Annotated in this window: 8 protein-coding genes; 7 read left to right on the top strand and 1 reads right to left on the bottom strand. The window is 70.9% G+C overall.

The window, feature by feature from the left end:
* Positions 1-560: 560 nt before the first annotated feature.
* The 7 genes from AB0I21_RS48360 (at position 561) to AB0I21_RS48390 (ending at position 17,109) form a co-directional block, all read left to right on the top strand.
* Complete coding sequence (locus AB0I21_RS48360; RefSeq protein ID WP_360571387.1) at positions 561-995, top strand: hypothetical protein; 435 nt, start codon at positions 561-563, stop codon at positions 993-995.
* Between the two features lie 21 nt (positions 996-1,016).
* Positions 1,017-1,859 carry a tyrosine-type recombinase/integrase gene (locus tag AB0I21_RS48365; protein WP_360571389.1) on the top strand — a complete coding sequence of 281 codons (843 nt, stop codon included), beginning with the start codon at positions 1,017-1,019 and terminating at the stop codon, positions 1,857-1,859.
* Between the two features lie 609 nt (positions 1,860-2,468).
* The gene (locus tag AB0I21_RS48370) at positions 2,469-13,451 is read left to right on the top strand and encodes a putative Ig domain-containing protein (RefSeq protein ID WP_360571391.1); all 10,983 of its coding nucleotides are present in this window, start codon (positions 2,469-2,471) and stop codon (positions 13,449-13,451) included.
* Positions 13,448-14,356 (top strand): pentapeptide repeat-containing protein, encoded by a 909-nt coding sequence (locus AB0I21_RS48375; RefSeq protein WP_360571393.1) that lies wholly within the window; start codon positions 13,448-13,450, stop codon positions 14,354-14,356. Before AB0I21_RS48370 ends, AB0I21_RS48375 begins: the two co-directional genes overlap by 4 nt.
* Positions 14,357-15,225: 869 nt before the next feature.
* Positions 15,226-15,690 carry a hypothetical protein gene (locus AB0I21_RS48380; RefSeq protein WP_360571395.1) on the top strand — a complete coding sequence of 155 codons (465 nt, stop codon included), beginning with the start codon at positions 15,226-15,228 and terminating at the stop codon, positions 15,688-15,690.
* Complete coding sequence (locus tag AB0I21_RS48385) at positions 15,680-16,708, top strand: tyrosine-type recombinase/integrase (protein WP_360571397.1); 1,029 nt, start codon at positions 15,680-15,682, stop codon at positions 16,706-16,708. Before AB0I21_RS48380 ends, AB0I21_RS48385 begins: the two co-directional genes overlap by 11 nt.
* A gap of 149 nt (positions 16,709-16,857) precedes the next feature.
* The gene (locus tag AB0I21_RS48390; protein WP_360571398.1) at positions 16,858-17,109 is read left to right on the top strand and encodes a hypothetical protein; all 252 of its coding nucleotides are present in this window, start codon (positions 16,858-16,860) and stop codon (positions 17,107-17,109) included.
* A 94-nt stretch (positions 17,110-17,203) separates the two neighbouring features.
* Here AB0I21_RS48390 and AB0I21_RS48395 read toward each other — a convergent pair whose 3' ends face one another.
* Complete coding sequence (locus AB0I21_RS48395) at positions 17,204-18,145, bottom strand: hypothetical protein (protein WP_360571400.1); 942 nt, start codon at positions 18,143-18,145, stop codon at positions 17,204-17,206.
* Positions 18,146-18,202: the final 57 nt, after the last annotated feature.

The following is an 18,202-nucleotide window of genomic DNA, read 5'->3' on the forward strand; positions in this document are numbered from 1 at the left end:
GAGGTGCCGATCAGCTACCGCGCCCGCACCCGCGAAGAGGGCAAGAAGATCACCTGGAAGGACGGCGTCGAGGCGCTGTGGATCCTCTCCCGTGAACGCGTCCGCAAGCCGCTGCACAAGCGCTGACCCGCACAGCTGGCTGAGCCGCACAGCATCGGCGGACCGCAGCCCACCACACCGACACCACCAGGCGACCCGAAGAAGGTGCCGCGAGGTACGCAGCAACAATGGCCACGACTTCATGACCATCCACATCAGCAAGGTGAAGGCAACCACGCTGCGACGCCTCAGGAGCATGCAGTACGACCGCAGACGCGCCTCGGTCGGCAACATGCACTGTTGGCACCACCGGCGCGAACCACGAACTATGCAAGCCGGATCGTTGTTGATGGCCCGCCAAGCGTGGGGGTTTGGTCGCGATCGGACCTTCGACACTGGTCTTGGTGAAGGTTTACCAAGATCCTTGTACTTGTAGCATCCCAACAGCAGACCCGAGCGGGTGACCACCCGGTCGGGTTTCGGCATGTGCGGACCACGCCCCGGCGGCGACGATGACCCGCGTGCGGCGCAGCAGTCCGGTCCCGGCCGAGCAGTTGATCGCGGCGCTCATCCCCGCGCCGCTCCCCCGCGCCCGCCCGCCACAGCCACCACTGGCCCGGCTACCCGCCCCTCGCACGGGGCTTGACCAGGCCAAGGCGCACCTGGACGTGGGCCGGCTCGACCCGTCCGGCCGGATCTCGGCCCGCGCACTGCTGCACCTACTGGGCTGGCCACCCGGGCACCGGGTCACGTTCGACATCACGGCCGGCGTCATCACCGCGACCTCCGCCTCGGCCGGACGGCACACCATCGGCGCGCCACCGGCCTCCTGTCCATCCCGGCGCCCGTCCGCCAGCTGTGTCACCTCGCCGCCGGCGACCTGGTCGTCCTGCTCGCCGACCCCGCTCACGACCTGCTGCTGGTGTATCCGGCTCAGACCGTCGCACGACTGCTGACCGACCGGCGCATCGCCGGCGATGACGGCTGACCGACAGCGGCTGGACGCCGCCTGGACCGCCCTGGCCGAGCTCGGCGTCACCCTCGCCGACCTGCAGCACGACGCCCGACCGGCACTGCCGACGTTCACCGACTACGTCCCGCAGGTGCTCTCCGCGGCCGGTCCGGGCGCGCTGCACGCCTACCGCGGCTACTGGCAACGCATGACCACGGCCTGGGACCACCTCGCCATCGACGCCGTCTCCGCGAGTGACATCCAGGCACTCCAGCGGCGTGTCGTTGCCAGCGCCCGAGCTCGGCGGAACAGCCGCGGCGGCCGCCACGCCGGCGAACTGCTCATCGCCGCCGCCCGCGCCTTCTACAACGTGGCCATCGCCGACGGCCTCATCGACACCGCGGACAGCCCAGCCCACCGAGTCCGCAAGCCCAGGCGGCTGCCCACCACCCGACGGGCGTTGACGCCGGCCGAACTGACCGAGATCAACCAGGTCGCCCGCACCACCGGCAACGACACCATCCTGGACGCGCTCCTGCTGCGCCTGCATACCGAGACCGCCTGCCGACGCGCCGGCGCGCTCGACCTGCGGCTGCAGGACCTTGACGCCGACCGCGGCCTACTTCTCCTGCGCGAGAAGGGCGGCACCATGCGCTGGCAGCCGATCAGTCTCGACCTCGCCACCAGCCTCACCCAGCATGCCGCCGCCCGCGGCGCAGTCCCGCCCACCGACCCGCTGCTGCGGTACCGCAACGGCAAAGCGTTGACCAGCCATCGCTACGACGAGCTCTGGCGCCGCATCGGCCGGCACCTTCCCTGGGTCGCCGCGCAGGGCATCACCGCCACTGGCTGCGCCACACCACCCTGACCTGGGTCGAACGGCACTTCGGGTACGGCACCGCCCGCGCCTACGCCGGGCACACCGACACCACCGGACCGGCCACCACCACATACATCCGCGCCGACCTGCAGGCCGTTGCTACTGCCCTCGCCGCGATGACCGGTCAGCCGCATCCGCTCGCGCAGCCTGCCGACGGCGACCCTGGTGGTCTACGAAACCTTGAACACGCTCGCGTCACAGCCGCAAACTCGGACGTCAGAGTGGGGACAGTCATGAGGTGCTGCGCAAGCCTTAGCAGCAGCTTTCCGTCCGGGTCCGAAGGCGTGGACGGGATGGCCTGGTTCTGGGCGGGACCAACCTTCTCGTTCCGCTTGACCAGAGTTTGCTGTCGGCCTCCTCACGCGCACCTGCTCCCGGTGGCAGCCGCTGCTGCTGTGACCTGCGGGGCGACCAGTGTGGCGGAAGCGGTACGACGTCACTGACCTGTCGACCGATCGGCCGCGTTGACAAGACGATGCGGCGCCCTGAGCGGTCATGAGGGTCATCGTGGCAGCCGATTTCGCGGCGAGACGGGCCGGGACCTCGCCGTACGGTCCTTCGGTCGATCTTTGTCCGTCCGAAGGGCTGCAGATGCGCGTGCGCGGTGTCGAAATCCTGCACACTCGACCGGAAGCCGGTCGCCGCCGGTACCGGCTGCAGACGGTCTCGTTCGCGGCTGTGCTGGCGGTGCTCGCAACGCTGCTGCCGGCGGTGCCGGCGAGTGCGGCGGCGGCGCCGACCGTCACGGCGCCCGCGAACCAGGTGAGCCCGACCGGGGTGGCGCTGTCGCTGCCGGTCACTGCCGCCGGCGGGACGACGCCGTACACGTGGAGTGCCACCGGTCTGCCGACGGGCCTGTCGGTCAACGCGACGACGGGCGTGATCAGCGGTACGCCGAGCGCGGCGGGCACGTTCACGGCCAAGGTGACCGCGACCGACGCCGCGAAGCTGGCCGGAACGGCGACGTTCACCTGGGTCACCGGGGTCGTCGTCACCAACCCGGGGCCGTTGAACAGTCCGACCGGGGTCGCCATGGGTGTGACCGTCACCGCCGCCGGTGGGACGAAGCCGTACGCCTGGACGGCGACCGGACTGCCCCCGGGCGTCACCCTGAACGCGTCGACCGGCGTGCTCAGCGGTACGCCGACCACGGCCGGTACCTACGCGACGACCGTCACGGCGAAGGACACCGCCAACGTCACCGGCACCGCGTCGTTCAGCTGGGTCACCGGCGTGATCACGACCAACCCGGGAATGCAGGGCACCGCCACCGGTACCGCGGCGAGCCTGACACCGGTCGCGGCCGGCGGCACCAAGCCGTACACATGGACCGCGACCGGGCTGCCGACCGGCCTGAGCATCAACGCGTCGACCGGGGCCGTGAGCGGTACGGCGGGCACCGCCGGCACCTACTCGGTGAAGATCACGGCAACCGACACGAAGACGGTCGCCGGTGCCGCGTCCTTCACCTGGAACGTCGCCGCGCCGCCGGCCGTGACCAACCCCGGCACGCAGCAGGGCACGATCGGCGCCGCGACCTCGTTCACCGCCGCCGCGACCGGCGGCACCGCCCCATACACGTGGACCGCGACGGGCCTGCCTGCCGGCCTGAGTATCGCGTCGGGCACCGGGGTCGTCTCCGGAACCCCGACCACGACGGGGACGTCGACGGTCAAGCTCACCGCCACCGACGCCAAGCAGGTCGCCGGCAGTGTCACCGTCTCCTGGGTCGTCGCCACACCGGTGACCGTCGCGAAGCCCAGCAACCAGGCCAGCGCCACCGGCGCGGCGGTCACCGCCGTGACCGTCACCGCGAGCGGCGGCGCCGGCCCGTACACCTGGACCGCGGCCGGGCTGCCGGCCGGGTTGAGCATCAACGCCTCGACCGGTGCCGTCAGCGGCACCCCGACCGCCGACGGCAGCAGCAGCGTCACCGTCACCGGCACTGACAGCACCGGCAAGCGCAGCGGCACGACGACCTTCACCTGGGTCACCGGTCCGGCGCCGGCGGTCACCAACCCCGGCACCAGGATCAGCCCCACCGGCACGGCGCTCAGCCTCACCATGGCCGCCACCGGCGGCACCACGCCGTACACCTGGACCGCGACCGGGCTGCCCGCCGGGTTGAGCATCAACGCCTCGACGGGCGTCGTCAGCGGCACGCCGACCGCCGCCGGTACCACCACCACCACCACCGTCACCGCCACCAGCGCGCAGGCGATCGCCGGCCGCGCGACCTTCACCTGGACCACCGGTGTCGTCGTCGCCGACCCGGGCGCCCGCACCACCGGCGCCGGCCTGCCCGCAACGCAGTCGATGGCGGCGATCGGCGGTACGAACTCCTACACGTGGACCGCGACCGGGCTGCCCGTCGGGTTGAGCATCAACGCCTCGACCGGTGTCATCAGCGGCACCCCGGCCGCCACCGGCAGCGGCCCGGTGACGGTCACCGCCAAGGACACCAACCAGGTCGCCGGCAGCGTCACGTTCACGTGGACCGTCGCACCGCCGCCGAGCGCCACGCAGCCCGGCACCCAGAACGGCACGACCGGCACCGCCGCCTCGCTGACCCTCACCGCCACCGGCGGCACCGCCCCGTACACGTGGAGCGCGACCGGGCTGCCCGCCGGGCTGAGCCTCAACACCACCACGGGCGTCATCAGCGGCACGCCGAGCACCGCCGGCAACGCCGGTGTCACCGCCACCGTCAAGGATGCCAACCAGCTCACCAACTCGGTCTCGTTCACCTGGGTGGTCACCGGCCCGGTCGCCGTGGCCAACCCGGGCCCCCGCAACAGCACCGTCGGCGCCGCCGCGTCGCTGACGCTCACCGCGACCGGTGGTGCGTCGTCCTATACGTGGGCCGCCACCGGGCTGCCCGCCGGGCTGGCGCTCGCCGCGTCGACCGGTGTGATCAGCGGGACGCCGACGGCGACCGGGACCGTCTCGGTCACGGTGACCGCCACCGACACGGCCGGGCGCACCGGCACGGCGACGTTCACCTGGGTCGTGGCGACCCCGCTGAGCCTCACTAACCCCGGCAACCGCAACGGCACGGCCGGCACCGGCACGTCGCTGGCCCTCACCGCCGCCGGCGGCACGACCCCGTACACCTGGAACATCACCGGGCTGCCCGCCGGCCTGTCGTTCAACGCATCGACCGGTGTGATCAGTGGGACGCCGAGCGCGGCCGGTACGAGCGGTGTGGCGGCCATCGTCACCGACGCGGCCGGGCGCACCGCCAGCACCAGCTTCACATGGATCGTGGTCGGGCCGCTGGTCCTGACCGGTCCCGGGGACCAGAATGGCACCGTCGGCGTCAGCACCACGGTGACCCCGACCGCGAGCGGCGGCGAAGGCCCGTACACGTGGAGCGCCACCGGCCTGCCCGCCGGGCTCGTGATCAACGCCGGTACCGGCGCGATCACGGGCACACCGAGCACGGCCGCCTCTTCGTCGGCGACGGTGACCGTCGCCGACAGCGGCGGCCGGAGCGTCAGCGCCAACCTCACCTGGGCGGTCACCGCACCGGTGACCGTGACCGGACCGGGAGACCAGGTCGGTGACGCCGACACCGCCACGTCGTTGACCGCTTCGGCCGCCGGCGGCGCCGGCGGGTACCGATGGTCCGCGACCGGGCTGCCGGCCGGCGTGACCGTCAACGCGACCACCGGCGCCGTCACCGGCACACCGACCGGCGGCGGCCGGAGCAGCGTCGTGCTCACCGCCACCGACAGCTCCGGACGGGCCGGCACGGCCAGCTTCAAGTGGCAGGTGTACACGGCGCCGGCCACCGGCCCGATCATGGACACCGGCGTCGGCTCGACCGCGAACACCGCGGCCGTCCTGACCGGGGCACGGGGCGTCGCGATCCTCGGCGGTGCCGCGTTCACCGCCGACGGAACCACCGTCAAGCGGATCGACCTCAGCACCGGCACGGCGACGATCGTCGCCGGGTCCCCGACCGTCAACTCCTGCGTCAACGCCGCCGACGGTGCGACGGCACGGTTCAGCAACAACGGCTACGACATCCCGAAGGTCGTCGGCACCGACGGCACCTTCGTCTACGTCACCGACGGCTGCGGGCTGCGCCGCGTCGACGCGGCGACCGGCGCCACGACCACGCTCGTGACGTCGGGCTCCACCGGCGCCCGGATCGTGACGGCCTCGATCGTCGGCCGCAACGCGTACCTGCTCAGCAACGGCAAGTTCATGCGCTACGGCCTGGTCGACGGCACGCTGTCCACGATCGCGGCATCGACGTCAGGCGTCATCGCCGCCGACACCACCGCCCTGTGGAACTTCGTCGGCTACAGCCTGTACCGCATCGACATCGCCACCGGTGCCAGCACGCTGGTGACGTCGAATCTGCCGACGGTGGGGGAGCCGAAGGCCGTCCTGTCGGTCGGGGACTACCTGTACGCAACGATGTGGGCCAGCAACGCCTTCCCCCGTATCCTGCGCATCAGCAAGACCGACGGGTCGACCCGCATGGTCGCCGGCGGCGGCGCCGGCACCGGCTCGCCGATCACCAACATCAACGGGATCGCCAGCGACGGCGTCCGGCTCTACGCCGCGGACACGAGCTCCGCGGGCAGCTGGGTAAAGATCATCAGCCCCACCACGCCGTTCGCGTTCGCACCGGCGGCCTCCGGTCCGCTGATGGACACCGGTCTGGTCAACGCCGTCACGTCGGCCGGCGCCTTGTCCTACGCCCGTGGTGTCGCGGTGGTCGGCGGGTCCGGGTACGTCGCGGACGGCAACCAGATCAAGCGCGTCAACCTCACCACCGGTGTCATCTCCGACGTCGCGGGCTCGGCGACGCAGAGCACGTGTGTGGACGCGCCGACCGGTGCGGCGGCCCGGTTCAACACCTACCAATACGACTACCCGACGGTGGTCGGCACGGACGGCACGTTCGTGTTCGTCTACGACTCGTGCGGTCTGCGCCGCATGGATCCGTCCAACGGCGCCACGTACACGCTGACGTCGTCCTCCAACACCGGCAGCCGGTACAGCTCGCTCACCGTCGCCGGGTCCAACGCGTTCATGATGTCGGACGGCAAGATCCTGCGGTACAACCTCGCCACCGGTGACATCACCACCCTCGCCACCAGCGCCTACGGGATCATCGCCGCCGACGACACGGCGGTCTGGAACTTCCGCGGCACGAGCCTGTACCGGATCGAGATCGCCACCGGCAACATGGTCGCGGTCTCCTACAAGCTGCCGACGATCATGGAACCGAAGGCGGCGCTGTCCGTCGGGGACTACCTGTACGCGACCATGAACGGGAGCAACGGATACCCGCGGCTCGTCCGCATCAGCAAGACCGACGGTTCCACGCGGATCATCGCGGGCGGCGGCGCCACCCCCGGCACCCCGATCACCAACATCAACGGCATCGCTGCCGACGGCGCCAAGCTCTACGTCACCGACAGCGCCACCACCGGTCAGAGCTTCGTCTCCGCGATCGCACCGACCACACCGTTCGCGTTCTCGGGCCCGGCCGCCGGCCCGGTGATGGAGACCGGCACGGTACGCGCGGTCACGTCGGCGGGTGCCTTGTCCTACGCCCGTGGTGTCGCGGTGGTCGGCGGGTCCGGGTACGTCGCGGACGGCAACCAGATCAAGCGCGTCAACCTCACCACCGGTGTCATCTCCGACGTCGCGGGCTCGGCGACGCAGAGCACGTGTGTGGACGCGCCGACCGGTGCGGCGGCCCGGTTCAACACCTACCAATACGACTACCCGACGGTGGTCGGCACGGACGGCACGTTCGTGTTCGTCTACGACTCGTGCGGTCTGCGCCGCATGGATCCGTCCAACGGCGCCACGTACACGCTGACGTCGTCCTCCAACACCGGCAGCCGGTACAGCTCGCTCACCGTCGCCGGGTCCAACGCGTTCATGATGTCGGACGGCAAGATCCTGCGGTACAACCTCGCCACCGGTGACATCACCACCCTCGCCACCAGCGCCTACGGGATCATCGCCGCCGACGACACGGCGGTCTGGAACTTCCGCGGCACGAGCCTGTACCGGATCGAGATCGCCACCGGCAACATGGTCGCGGTCTCCTACAAGCTGCCGACGATCATGGAACCGAAGGCGGCGCTGTCCGTCGGGGACTACCTGTACGCGACCATGAACGGGAGCAACGGATACCCGCGGCTCGTCCGCATCAGCAAGACCGACGGTTCCACGCGGATCATCGCGGGCGGCGGCGCCACCCCCGGCACCCCGATCACCAACATCAACGGCATCGCTGCCGACGGCGCCAAGCTCTACGTCACCGACAGCGCCACCACCGGTCAGAGCTTCGTCTCCGCGATCGCACCGACCACACCGTTCGCGTTCGCCCCCGCCCCAGCCGGCCCGACGATGGCGTCCGGCGCGGTCACCACTGTCACTGCCACCGGCGCCCTCACCTCGGCGCGTGGCTCCGTCGTCATCGGCGGTGCCGCCTACGTGGCCGACGGCCTGCAGATCAAGCGGGTCGACAAGGCCACCGGCGCCGTGTCCGTGCTCGCCGGTTCGGCTACCCAGGACACCTGCGTCGACGCCCCGAACGGTGCCGCGGCGCGGTTCAGCGCCTACCGGCCCGCACCGACGGTCGTCGGCACGGACGGCACGTTCGTGTTCGTCAACGACACCTGCGGCCTGCGCCGCGTCGACCCGGCCAACGGCTCCACGTACACGCTCACCTCGTTCTCGAACACCGCCTTCTACTACTACGACGTGGCGGTCGCCGGCCGATACGCCTACATCCTCGGTGAAGGCAAACTGGTCCGCTACGACCTCAGCAGCGGCGACATCGTCACGCTGAGCACCAGCGCGCCGTCGGGTGCGCTGGCCGCCGACGCCGGCATGATCTACATCGCCAACTCCTCCTACATCTACCGCGTCGACATCAACACTGGCGCCATCGCCACGGCGACCCTGGGCCTCGACGGCGGCGTCGTCACACTGCAGTCGGCCGGTGACTACCTCTACGCGGACGCCAAGGTCGCCGACGCCCTCCGCCAGAACTACTACCCGGCGGTCGTCAGCATCGCCAAGGCCACCGGCGCGACGCAGCTCATCGCCGGCGGGGCCGGCACCGGCCACACCGACGGCGTCGCCATGGACGCCACCTTCGGCACGATCACCGACGTCGCCAGCGACGGCTCGAACCTGTACATCACCGACAGCGTCAGCGGCACCGGCAGCTGGCTACGCCGCATCGTCGGGGTCAAGCAGCCCACCGCCAACGGCGGGCCGAGCCTCTGGCACGAGACAGCCGGCGGCGGCAACCCGTCCGAGAACGGCGACTGCCACACGTGCGAGGGCGACCCGGTACAGACCGACACCGGCGCACTCGTGGAGACCGCCGTCGACCTGAAGCTGGAGGGCGGCCGCGGCATCCAGCTCGGCATGACCCGCACCTACAGCTCCGCCACGGCCGCCCTGCCGACCCCGCTGGGCAACGGCTGGGCCTGGCCGTACTCGATGCGCCTCACCCTGCCGTCCGGCAGCGTCGGCCTCGCCTACGTGACGCAGGAGAACGGCAGCACCGCGACCTTCTACCGAGGCGGCGACGGCACCTTCCAGGGCGCCCCGCGGCTGCAGGCGACCCTCGTCAAGAACGCCGACGGCACCTACACGTTCGTGCGCAAACAGCGGGTGACGCTGGTCTTCGACAGCACCGGCAAGCTGCTGACCGAGACCGACGTCAACGGCAACAGCCTGCGCTTCGCCTACGACGCGTCGGCGCGGCTCAGCCAGGTCACCGACGCGTCCAGTCGCACCCTGACCTTCACCTACGACGCGGCCGGCAAGCTGGCCACGGCGAAGACCCCGTCCGACGCCACCGCCACCTACACGCACAACACCGCCGGTGACCTCACCTCGGTCACCGACGCCGCCGGCGGCATCACCCGCTACGGCTACGACGCCAAGCACCAGATGACCACCACGACCACCCCGCGCGGCGGCGTGACCACCAACGTCTACGACGACGCCGGCCGCGTCGTGCAGCAGACCGACCCGATCGGCCGCGTCACCGGGTTCGCCTACGCGGTCGGCGGCACCAACGGCGACGCGACCGTCACCGTCACCCACCCGGACGGCACCCGCAGCGTCGAGGCATATCTCGACGGCCAGCTGCGCACCCTCACCCGTGCCGCGGGCACCAGCGACGAGACCAACATCGCCTACACCTACGACCCGGTCACCTCCCAGCGGGCCAGCGTCACCGACCCCAGCGGCGCCGTGACCACGTTTGCCTACGACAGCGCCGGCAACCTGCTCAGCACCACCGACGCGCTCGGCCGCACCACCCGGTACACCTACGACGCGCTGGGCAACCAGACCGCGGCGACGGACCCGCTGGGCAACACCAGCACGGCCACCTACGACGCCCGCGGCAACCAGCTCACCGGCACCGGTGCCAACGGACTCGTCCAGCGGCGCACCTTCAACGCCGACGGCACCGTCGCAACGGTCACCAGCCCCGGCGGGCACGTGACCCGCTACACGTACGACGCGAACGGCATGCAGACCGCGGTCACCGACCCGAACGGGCGCACCGTGAGCGTGACCCGCGACGCCGACGGGCGAGTCGTGTCAGGCACCGACCCCGGCGGCAACACCACCACCGCCACCTACGACGCCGCCGGATGGCTCATCTCCAGCAGCGACGCGCTCGGCCGGACCGTCCGCTACGGCTACGACGGCGACCACAACCGCACCACCGTCACCGACATCGCAGGCAACACCTCCACCATGCGCTACGACCTCGCCGGTCAGGTCACCGGCGGCGTCGACGCGACCGGCGCCGCCGACAGCGCCACCCACAACGCGGCAGGCGACACCACCGCCATCACCGACCCGACCGGCCGCACTACCACGTTCACCTACGACAGGCTCGGCCGGAAGCTCACCGCCACCGACCCCAACGGCGGCATCACCCGGTACACCTACGACAGCAACGGCCGCCAGCTCACCGCGACCCTGCCGTCCGGGGCACGCACCAGCATCACTTACGACGTCGTCGGCCAGATCACCAAGACCGTCGACGCCGCGGGCAACGCGACCACCTACACCTACGACGCCGCCGGTCAGCAGGTGAGCGTCACCGACCCCAACGGGCGCACCACCCGCAGCACCTACGACGCCGCCGGGGCCGTCACGCTCGTCACCAACCCCGACAGCAGCACCATCCGGTTCGAGTACACCGCGGACGGGCAGCTCGGCACCTTCACCGACGCCGACGGCAACCGCACCACCTACATCTACGACGACGCCGGACTGCCGCTGTCCAAGGTCCAGCCCGGCGGGCTGCGCACCAGCTACACCTATGACGCTGCCGGGCGGATCGCGACCGTCACCCAGCCCGGCGGCGGCACCGTCACCCGCGGCTACGACGCCGCGGGGCAACTGACCGGCATCACATACAGCGACCCGGCCACCCCGGCGGTCACCTTCACCTACGACGCGGGCGGCATGCGGTCGAGCATGACCGACGGCACCGGCACCACGCGGTACACCTACGACGCGACCGGTCAGGTCACCGCCACCACCGACGGGGGCGGAGCGACCGTCGGCTACAGCTACGACGCCGCCGGCCGGCTGACGGCGCTCACCTACCCCGGCGGCAACACGGTGAGCTACGGCTACGACACCGGTGGGCTGCTGACCTCCGCCACCGACTGGACCGGCAACGTCACCCGCTTCGGCTACAACGCCGACGGCGACAACGTCAGCCTGACCGTCCCCAACGGCGTCACGACCACGACGACGCGGGACCAGGCCGGCCGCATCACCGACATCACGCATGCCGGGCCCGGCGCGACGACGTCGAAGTACGGCTACAGCTACGACCCCGCGGGCCAGCTGCTCACCGGCACCGACACCGCAAGCCGCAGCTACGGGTTCGACCCGCTGGGCCAGCTCACCACGACCACTACGAACGGCGCCGACAGCGGCGCGTACCGCAGCACCTCGGCCGGCCTGCTCCAGCAGCTCGCCGACGGCACCACGCAGACGTACAACGCGGCGCAGCAGCTGACCACCTCCACGAAGGCCGGTGGTACGGCGACCGGCTACACGTACAACGGCAACGGCGACCGGATCCGCGCAACGACCGGGTCCGCCTCCACGAACCTGGTGTATAGCCAGAGCAGCGCGCTGAGCACGGTGACCGCCGCCGACGGCACGACCACCCGCTACACCACCGACGCCGACGGGCTCCGGCAGAGCCGCACCCGCAACGGCACCACCAGCCGGTTCGTGTGGGCGTCCGCGGGCCCGATGCCGCTGCTGCTCGACGACGGCGACCACCGCTACCTCTACGGCCCCGGCGTCACCCCGTACGCCCAGGTGAGCAGGACCGGCACGATCGAGTACCTGCACACCGACGCACTGGGCTCGGTGCGCTCCATCTCCGACGCCACCGGCGCCACGGTCGCGACGAACACCTACGACGCCTACGGCAACCGGGTCGGGCACACCGGCACCGCCACCAGCGCGTTCGGCTACACCGGCAACTGGACCGACCCCGACACCGGACTCGTCTACCTCCGGGCCCGCGATTACGACCCGGCGACCGGCCAGTTCCTCACCGTCGACCCGATGGTGGACAACACCCGCCAGCCGTACGCGTACGCGGACAACAACCCGCTGCAGCAGACCGACCCCAGCGGCAACTGCCCGATGTGCGTCACCGCACTCGCCGGCGCGGCGATCGGTGGCATCGTCGGCGCCGGGGTCTACGCCTGGCAGCACCGCGACGACCCGAACTTCAGCTACGGCGACATGGCGATGGCCGCCGGTAAGGGCGCGCTCATCGGCGGCGCGGCCGGGCTGCTCATGCCGGCCGCCGGTATCGCCGCCGCCGGAGCGCTCGGTCTGGAGTCCGGGACGGCCGCATTCACGCTGACCATGACGGGCGTCAACATGGCCGCCGGCGCCGGCTTCTCCTGGGTGGTGAACACCGCGGAGTGCCGGCCGACCACCTGGACCGACCTCGCGATCGGCGCCATCACCGGCGGGTTGTCGAGCGGGTTCCGGCCGTTCATCAACATGATCCGCGGCTCGTCGCGAGCCGCGTCAGGTGCCGAGGCGGCCAACGCCGGCCGGGCCGCCGAAGGCGGATTCGGCGGCGGCGGCACCGGAGCGTCCTCGGGCAGCGGCAGCGGCGGCGCGCGCGTCGTCGACGAAGCCGGCAACACCATTGCCGTGCCGGACGCCATCGCGGCGCGGCTGCGGGCCCACACCAACCAGGCACTGGCCGAATGGGACAGCGGGGTCATCGGCTACTCAGACGCCCAGGCAGCGGCGATCGCCCGGCACCCGGGCAGGTTCGAGGAGACCTACAAGGGCAACGTCCTGGACAAGCGGGTCAAGGATCTGAGCGAGCGGGATCCCTCCCTGCGCGCGCTGTATGTTTCAGGGCCGCGAGAACCTGCGCCGGACTGGACCAACACGTGGCCGCACGCGAACGCCGCCTGGTATGACCTCACCACCCCAGACAAGTGGGACGACCATGTCCAGCTTTACGGCTGGCTGGGCAGAGGCGTAGGTATCCTGTGGAAGTGACCTCAGCCGCCGCGCTGAAGCGGCGTTGGACCACGCCCACCGGGCGGAGTTCCGCCGCCGACATCCTGCGCCGCCTCCAAACCGGTGAAGCGCTCGGCGACCTGGGTCTGGACACCGTCGACGCGCGGGTGGACCTGCGTGGCATCACCTTCGGTGCCAGGTACCTGCGGTTCACGGGCGTCCGTCTCACCGGCCTCGACCTCAGCCATGCCGACGTGAGCCTGGTGGAACTCACCGGATGTCAGCTCGATGACTGCCGCTTCGAACGAGCCGTCTGCCGCGACTGGAAGGTGTTCGCCACAGACGTGACGGACTGCTCGTTCGCGGGTGCGAACCTGCGCGACAGCAGCCTGGGCTACTGGCACGGCGGACGTGGCAGCGTCTACGAACGGGTCAGCTTCGTCGGGGCGAAGCTGATCGACGCCAGCACCCTCACCGCCGTCTACCGGGACTGCGACTTCTCGTCAGCGCAACTACAGAAAGTGAACTTCTGGCAGTCCAGCCTCATCCGCTGCCGCTTCGCGGGCCCGGTGAAGGACGTGATCTTCGACGGGCGGGTGCTCGGCGAGCCGAAACCCGACCCGAACCCGATGGAGGACGTCGACTTCACCGACGCTCGGCTCGAGAACTGCACCTTCCGCGGGGTCCGCTTCGACCGGGTGCGCCTCCCCAAGGACCCCGACCTGGTGCTGATTCCCGACGTGGCGATGTACGACCGGGTCATCGCCCTGGCGCAGGCCAACCTGGAGCCGGAGCCCGCGCGGTTCGCCGCCACCTTCCTCGATTTGAGCCGGCGCACCAAGCCACCGGGCTCCGCCACCCTGCTGAACCTGCGCGACCTCGCGCCGTACGGCGCGGAGATCGGCGAGATTCTCGTCATGGCCGGCGGCGTTCGGCAAGGCTGAGGACCCCGGCGCTGACCCCCGATTTCGCCGATCTGGCCGGGGGCGACGCCGTCGACCGTGTCGACCGTGTCGGCGTGTCGGCGTGCTGGCCTGCGTGCGTACGCGCTCGCTCGTCGCCGCGCCGGCGTGTTGGGCGGCGTTGCGGATGCGGCGGCTCGGCGCCGTGGCCCGCGGCGCCCCGGCCGGCCAAGCGCCGCGAGGAGGCTTCGCACGCCATCGCCACCAGCCACAGCTCCAACGATGACCTGACTATTCATACCCACATCCACCAGGTCATCGAAGACGGCGAAGAAGCCTTCATGCGATGTTTCCAAATACGGCGACGTGCTACCGAACTGCCAGCACCACGCCGAGCCGAATAGCACATGCACGACAGCACTGAGATTTCATGGCACACCGAGTCGAATGCCAGACAAACAGCCAGAAGTTCAAGCGGCCGGCAGGCAACCAGGCCTGCCAGCTACTGCCGTGCGCGGACTGCATCCATCCCGTCGCGCGGGCCCAACGAACGACGTCGACGGGATCGCCCCTGGTCCCGGCGGCGCTAACAGCTCTCCGAGCTGCTCACCCAGGACTCGGCGCGGGTCGCCGCTTCGCCTTTTCAGTTCGGGGCCGACGACATTTGCCGGCCGACCCGGGACAGGGTTAGCCACTTGAAGAAGCAGTTCTTCGTCGATAGGCTAAACGCATGAATCCCCGCCTCGGGCAGGGATGCTATGGGTGGGGGTTTCCCCCCTTCGACACTGGTCTTGGTGAATGTTTACCAAGATCGTGGGGACCATAGCATCCAAACAGCAGACCCGAGCGGGTGACCACCCGGTCGGGTTTCGCCATGTGCGGACCGCGCCCCGGCGGCGACGATGACCCGCGTGCCGCGCAGCAATTTAGCCCCGGTCGAGCAGATGATCGCGGCACTCATCCCCGCGCCACTCCCCCGCGCCCGCCCGCCACGGCCACCACTGCCCCATCTGCCAGCACCTCGCACCGGCCCTGACCAGGCCGAGGCGCACCTGGACGTCGGCCGGCTCGACCCGTCCGGCCGAGTCTCGGCCCGCGCGCTGCTGCACCTCCTGGGCTGGCCACCCGGGCACCGCATCCAGTTCGACATCGCGCATGGCGCCATCACCGCGACCTCCAACCCGGCCGGACGGCACACCATCGGCGCCACGGGTCTCCTGGGCGTTCCGGCGGCGACTCGGCAGCTGTGTCACCTCGCCGTCGGCGACGTGGTCGTCCTCCTGGCCCACCCCGGCCGTGACCTGCTCCTCATTCATCCGGCCCACACCGTCGCACGGCTCCTCGTCGACCGGTCCGCCGCAGCCGATGGCGGCTGACCGCGCTCGGCTCGACGCCGCCTGGACCGCCCTCGCCGAGCTCGGCGTCACCCTCGCCGACCTGCAGAACGACGCCCGACCCACGCTGCCGACCTTCGACGAATATCTCCCGCAGGTCCTCGCCGCGGCAGGGCCCGGCGCGCTGCGCGCCTACCGCAGCTACTGGCAACGCATGACCACGGCCTGGGGCGAACTCACCATCGACGCCGTCTCCGCGAGCGACATCCAGGCACTCCAGCGACGCATCGTTGCCAACGCCCGAGCACGGCGCAACAGCCGCGGCGGCCGCCACGCCGGCGAACTGCTCATCGCCGCCGCCCGCGCCTTCTACAACGTCGCCATCGCCGACGGCCTCATCGACGCCGCCGACAGCCCAGCCCACCGGGTCCGCAAGCCCCGGCGACTGCCCACCACCCGACGGGCACTCACCCCAGCCGAACTGACCGACATCAACTTCGTTGCCCGCACCACCGGCAACGACACCATCCTCGACGCACTCCTGCTGCGCCTGCACACCGAAACAGCCTGCCGGCGCGCCGGCGCCCTCGGCCTACGGCTGCAGGACCTCGACGATGAACGCGGCCTCCTCCAACTCCGCGAGAAGGGCGGCACGGTCCGCTGGCAGCCGATCAGCCTCGACCTCGCCACCAGCCTCACCCAGCACGCCGCCGCCCGCGGCGCCGTCCTGCCAACCGACCCGCTGCTGCGGTACCGCAACGGCCGCGCCTTAACCAGCCGCCGCTACGACGAACTCTGGCGCCGCATCGGCCGGCACCTGCCCTGGGTCGCCGCCCAGGGCATCACCGCCCACTGGCTGCGCCACACCACCCTCACCTGGGTCGAACGGCACTTCGGCTACGGCACCGCCCGCGCCTACGCCGGCCACACCGACACCACCGGACCAGCCACCACCACCTACATCCGGGCCGACCTGCAAGCCGTCGCCGCCGCCCTCGCCGCGATGACCGGCCAGCCGCACCCGCTCGCGCAACCCATCGACGACCAGCGGGTGGTCTAGCGAAGCCTTGAACACGTTTGCGTCGCAGTAGTGCGGCACAGCATGGGGTCGCGCCAAGATCATCATGTGGTACAACGCAGAGAGCCCTGCAATTATTAGGCTCCTGAACGTGGCCCCCTCGACGAGCTGACCAGGGCGCTGAGAACACCGTGCCCGTCGCTGAGAACGCCGCCGAAGTGAAGGTCTGGGCCGCCAGCGAGGCACGCACCGCAGCCCGCCGGGCCTTGGCCGAGGGCGTCGTATCAGCGTGCCAGGAGGGCGCCTCTCAGGCCGAGATTGCGCGTCAAAACGGCTACTTCCGCAAGCAGGCGCGCCGCATCTTGCACACCGCGGGCGTCGAACTTGAGAAGCGGACACTGACCTTCAGCGCGCGCTTGACAAATAGATCCATGCCCGTGTGAAGGAGTTGGCGGCCAACTCGACCACGCCGCCGCAGACCCTCGACTTGACGGCTGGCTCGGCACCGACGCCCTTTAGGGCGATGAACCAGTCAAATCAGCACACCTTTACCGGTTTGAGACGGACAAGGTCGGACGGACGGAGGATCTCGATGTCGCCGCTGTCGGCACGACGGATCCGCAGCGTGTTGTCGGCCGTGGAGGGCAGCAGAACACCGCATACGGTGGCCCCGTCCGGGCGGGTGACCTGCACCGGGGTCGACTCCGGCGGGGCGGCCGGGGCGAACGTCGTCACTCCCACGGCCGCGGCCAGGGCGGCGATGGTGACAGCGGCGGCGATGATCGCCCGGCGCAGGCGAGCGCCTGCGACCGATGCCCGTGCGCGGTGGGCGACGTACCACTCGCGGAGGCCTTCGTCGTCGGCGACCGCACGGGTGACCGGCAGGCCGTGGGCGGCCGAATGACCGTTGACGACGGCGACCGCGGCGGCGGCGAGCGCGGCCAGCAGCGACCCGCCGACGAGGACCTGGGCCCACGGCTCGAGCGAACGGATGTCGTCGCGCCCCAGGGCAGGCAGGACGATGCCGACGAGCCCGATGAGGGTGACCACGGCGGCTGTCCACCGGTCCGCGGCGGTGCGCACCGACTGCAGCCGGCCGGCCGTCTCCGACCGCAGCGCCTCGGCCGCCTCGCTTAGGTACGGGTCGTTCGCGGCAGCGACGTCGACCTGGGTGTCGGAGACGAACGTCGCGGTGACCGTCCATGTGCGACCGCAACCGTCCGCGACGCCCTCCGGCCGGTCTGGGTGCTCACCGCGGCAGGCGCACGGCACGGAGGCGGTCAGCGTCGTCGGGGCGGGCAGGCCGGGTGCGCTCTCCAGTGAGGTGCTGGTCAGCGGTAGGTTCATGAACATCGAGTCATGGCACGCGGGGCAGGCGCCGGACAACAGCAGCTCCGTGCGTGACCTGGTGCCGGTCCAACCGGCCAGCTGCTGATCGGTGACCGTGATCCGTTCCCGCGCGTGCCGCATCGACGTCATCGCGACATTATCGCCACGGCGTCACCCCGCCACCCTGGCCGTTCGACCGAACCTCCG

This window comes from Dactylosporangium sp. NPDC050588 (assembly GCF_040654975.1).
Lineage (GTDB): Bacteria > Actinomycetota > Actinomycetes > Mycobacteriales > Micromonosporaceae > Dactylosporangium > Dactylosporangium maewongense.